The following is a 2401-nucleotide window of genomic DNA, read 5'->3' on the forward strand; positions in this document are numbered from 1 at the left end:
CGGCGCTCGGCGCGATGCTGCTGGTGCTCGCCCTGCACCCCGGCGAACTCGTCGACGGCGCCGCCGCCGTCTTCACCGAGCCCGTGCTCCTGGTGGCCGTCGCCACCGCGCTGTGGCTCTCCACCGCCCTGCACGAACTCGCCCACGGGGTCGCCGCGCGGCACTACGGCGGCCGGGTCGGGGAGATCGGGCTGCGCTGGCGGCTGCCCGTGGTGATCATGTACTGCACGGTCGACGACTACATGTACCTCGCCGACCGCCGCGCCCGCGTCGTCGTCGCGGGCGCCGGCGCCGTCGCCAACCTGCTGTTCCTGCTGCCGTTCTGGTGCTGGTGGCTGCTCGCCCCCGACGGCCCGACCCGCGACGGCCTCGCCGGGCTGCTCTTCCTCGGCGTCCTCCAGGCCGCGGCGATGCTGGTGCCGCTCCCGCCGCTCGACGGCTACACCATCGCCGGGCAACTCCTCGGCGGCCTGCGCCTCGCCGAGTCCAGCCGCACGTACCTCTCCCTGGCGCTGCGCCGCTCCCCGGACGCCGCCGCGTACCCGCGCCGCGCCCGCGCCGTCTACGCCGGCTACGCGGCCGGGACGGTGCTGACGGTCGGGGCGCTGGCGGTGGTGCTGGTGCTGCTCGTACGCGCCGTGGTGCTGGCGGCGTAGACCCATGACCCCCGAACCCCGCGCAGAACCTCCGAAGGAGAACGCCGTGACGACCGACACCGACGACCCCGCCGGCCCGCCCCCGGCCGTCCGCCTGGCGGCGGTGCGCAAGAGCTACGGCGACGTGCGGGCGGTGGACGAGGTGTCGTTCACGGTCCGCCGCGGCGAGTTCTTCGGCCTCCTCGGCCCCAACGGCGCCGGCAAGACCACGCTCGTCGAGATCATGGAGGGCCTGCGGGAGGCCGACGCCGGGGCGGTCGAGGTGCTGGGCCGCGCGCCCTGGCCGCGGGACACCTCGCTGCTGCCGCGGCTGGGCGTGCAGACGCAGGCATCGGCGTTCTTCGTCCGGCTCACCGCGTACGAGCACCTGAAGACGATGGCCGCGCTCTACGGCACCGAACGCGCCGCGGCGGACCGGACCCTGGCCCTCGTGGGCCTGACCGAGCAGGCGGACGTGCGGGTGGAGAACCTGTCCGGCGGCCAGCGCCAGCGCCTCGCGATCGCCTCCGCGCTCGTGCACGCACCCGAGCTGATCTTCCTCGACGAGCCGACGGCCGCGCTCGACCCGCAGGCCCGGCGCACGCTGTGGGAGGTGCTGCGGGACCTGAAGCGGGCCGGCCGCACCATCGTCTACACCACCCACCACCTGGACGAGGCCGAGGCGCTGTGCGACCGCGTCGCGATCATCAACCGCGGCCGGATCACCGCCCTGGACACCCCGGGCAGGCTGGTCGCGCGCGGCGGCACGTCGGTGTGGCTGCTGGTGCCCGCGGAGCGGCTGGCCGAGGAGGCCGCCCGCGAGCTGCCCGGCGTCACCGAGGTCACCCGCGAGTCCGACGCCCTGGTGCTGCGCACCGAGGACGCCGGGCCGGTGCTGGCCGCCCTGGAGAAGGCCGCGGGGCTCCAGGGGGTGCGTACCCGCACGGCCAGCCTGGAGGACGTCTACTTCCAGCTCACCGGCCAGGACTGACAGCCGGCCGCCGCGACCCCCCGCCCACCGAGCTTTCGGAGAGACATGCGATGAGTGCCTATTCCGCGCTGGCGGAGGCCGGCTACCGGGCGTACACCCGGGACAAGACCACGCTCTTCTTCACCTTCGCCTTCCCGCTCCTCTTCCTCGTCGTCTTCGGGCTGATCTTCCACGGCCAGGACGTGGAGGAGAGCGGCCGGCCCTACATCGCGTACATCGCGCCCGGGGTGCTGTCCTGGGGCGTGGGCAACGCGGCCGTCTTCGGCGTCGGGTTCGTGCTGATGCAGTGGCGCCGGGACGACATCCTGCGGGTGATCCGGATGACGCCGACGCCGCTGGCCTCGGTGCTCGGCTCGCGCTACGTGCTGGCCGTGGGCATCGGCCTGGTGCAGGCGGTGCTGTTCGTGGCGGTGGCGCTGCTGCCGGTGATGGGCCTCGAACTGGCCGCGGGCTGGCCGCTGGCGATACCGGTGCTGGTGCTGGGGATCACCGCGTTCCTGGCGCTGGGCGCGATCGTCGGCTCCTACGCCCGTACGCCGGAGGCGGTGGCGGCCGTCGCCAACTTCCTGATGGTGCCGATGGCGTTCCTGTCCGGCTCGTTCTACCCGCTGGACGCCATGCCGTCGTGGATGGAGACGATGAGCTGGGTGCTGCCGCTGCGCCACCTCAACGACGGGGTGTCGGCGGCGCTCACCGACGCGGGCGGCGGCGCGGACATCGCGGTGGCGTGCGGCGGGCTGGCCGCGTTCGCGGCGGTGTTCGGGGCGGTCGCGTT

General features: G+C 74.3%; 2 protein-coding genes and 1 pseudogene. All 3 read left to right on the forward strand.

Annotated features, from left to right (window positions below):
• Nucleotides 1–656: pseudogene (locus H5J30_RS27585) on the forward strand (peptidase M50); the annotation flags it as partial.
• A gap of 46 nt (nt 657–702) precedes the next feature.
• Nucleotides 703–1626 carry an ABC transporter ATP-binding protein gene (locus H5J30_RS27590; RefSeq protein ID WP_181790021.1) on the forward strand — a complete coding sequence of 308 codons (924 nt, stop codon included), beginning with the start codon at nt 703–705 and terminating at the stop codon, nt 1624–1626.
• Nucleotides 1627–1676: 50 nt separating this feature from the next.
• A partial coding sequence (locus tag H5J30_RS27595) for an ABC transporter permease (RefSeq protein WP_181790022.1) occupies nt 1677–2401 on the forward strand: 725 nt, incomplete at its 3' end.

This window comes from Streptomyces phytophilus (assembly GCF_013870535.1).
In the GTDB taxonomy this organism is placed as follows: domain Bacteria; phylum Actinomycetota; class Actinomycetes; order Streptomycetales; family Streptomycetaceae; genus Streptomyces; species Streptomyces phytophilus.